Source organism: uncultured Nevskia sp., assembly GCF_903885465.1.
In the GTDB taxonomy this organism is placed as follows: domain Bacteria; phylum Pseudomonadota; class Gammaproteobacteria; order Nevskiales; family Nevskiaceae; genus Nevskia.
Map to the genome: position 1 here is coordinate 1 of NZ_CAISIQ010000298.1, position 1,834 is coordinate 1,834.

At 61.9% G+C, this 1,834-nt stretch carries 2 protein-coding genes; one reads left to right on the forward strand and one right to left on the reverse strand.

The genetic code is table 11. The features are described 5' to 3' along the window. Positions 1 to 1,178 (reverse strand): DNA topoisomerase IV subunit A (gene parC / locus QZY06_RS11510; RefSeq protein ID WP_295684330.1); only part of this gene is annotated, 1,178 nt, incomplete at its 3' end. 296 nt (positions 1,179 to 1,474) lie between these two features. Between parC and QZY06_RS11515 the strand changes: the two genes are divergently transcribed. Beyond that, positions 1,475 to 1,834 (forward strand): hypothetical protein (locus tag QZY06_RS11515; protein WP_295684333.1); only part of this gene is annotated, 360 nt, incomplete at its 3' end.

Here is a 1,834-nt window from a genome sequence, read left to right on the forward strand (position 1 = left end):
ACCTCGTCGATGTTCAGGAAGGCGATCAGCAAGGCATCGAGGATGTGCAGGCGCTCGTTGACCTTCTTCAGCCGATACTCGAGACGGCGCTTGACCGTCGCCACCCGGTAGACCAGCCATTCGCTGAGGATTTCCGGCAGGTTCTTGACTCGCGGCCGGCCGTCCAGGCCGATCATGTTCAGGTTCACGCGCACCGATTTTTCGAGGTCGGTGGTCGCGAACAGATGCGTCATCAGCGCATCGATGTCGACCCGGTTCGAGCGCGGGATGATGACGATGCGGGTCGGATTCTCGTGATCGGATTCGTCGCGCAGATCCTCGACCAGCGGCAGCTTCTTGGCCCGCATCTGCTCGGCGATCTGTTCCTGGATCTTCGCCGGAGATACCTGATGAGGCAGCTGGGTGATGACAACGTTGTCATCCTCGCGCTCCCAGCGCGCGCGCATGCGGACCATGCCGTTGCCGGTGTCGTAGAGCTTCCGCAGCTCGGCCGGCTCGCTGATGATTTCGCAGCCGGTCGGGAAATCCGGGCCGGGCAGCACCGTCATCAGCTCGTCGAGCGTGGTCTTCGGGTTCTTCAGCAGCAGCTTGCAGGCCAGCGCCAGCTCGCGAAGATTGTGCGGCGGGATGTCGGTGGCCATGCCGACGGCGATGCCGGTGGTGCCGTTGACCAGGATGTTCGGCAGCCGCGCCGGTAGCAGCTTCGGCTCCTGCAGGGTGCCGTCGAAGTTCGGTACCCAGTCCGAGGTGCCCATTTCCAGCTCGCCGAGCAGGGTCGATGCATACGGCGTCAGCTTGGCTTCGGTATAGCGCATCGCCGCGAACGATTTCGGATCGTCCGCCGAGCCCCAGTTGCCCTGACCATCGACCAACGGATAGCGGTAGGCGAATGGCTGGGCCATGGTCACCATCGCCTCATAACAGGCGCTGTCGCCATGCGGATGGAACTTGCCGATCACGTCGCCGACGGTGCGGGCGCTCTTCTTCGGCTTCGAGGTCGAGCTCAGGCCCAGCTCGCTCATCGCATAGATGATGCGGCGCTGCACCGGCTTCAGGCCGTCGGCGACATGCGGCAGGGCGCGGTCCAGCACGACGTACATCGAGTAGTCGAGGTAAGCCTTTTCGGCGAACAGCCGCAAAGGCAGGCGTTCGGTTTCAGTCGGTTCGATTGGGGTCATGTTCAGGCTGGGTCAGCGGCAGCGATCATCACCGGGCCCTGCATACAGCGGGCCGGGGCGTCCGGAGGGGCCGTATTTGACCATGTCCGAGCAGGCTGGCGGCAAGTAAAACGATGTCCGACTCGATGTTGTAATCAGGCTTCAGGCAACGAGCGTTCACTTTTCAGCATGGAAAAAATCAATCATTCCAGGGGTCAACGGCATCGACAGAGCGACAAACGGCTGATAACGTTGCCAAACGCTCATTCAAAGCGTGACAACTAAAAATTCTGGCACAGGGAACACCGAGGAAACCCATGAGAAAGATCTTGATTGCTGCTGTTGCGACGTCAGCCCTGTTTGCCACGGCGGCACAAGCTGAACCCGTTGGTCTGGTACGCGGTTTGGTGGGAACCGGCGTTGCCGTGCTGCAGGCCCCTGGCCTGACCCTTACCACGCTGCTGACCGACCGTGCACTGATCGTCGGCAAGCTGCCACCGCTCGGCCTGAACTTCGTCAACGCGCTGGTGCCGATTCTGACCAACCAGCCGGTGAAGTCGACCACGCAGACCGTCATCGTGCCGCTGCCTGGCCCGGAATTCCTGAACATGACCCTGGTCAACCTGCCGGATCGCCTCGGCGTCAAGGTTGGTGCCTCGGGCCCGATCACCTTCACG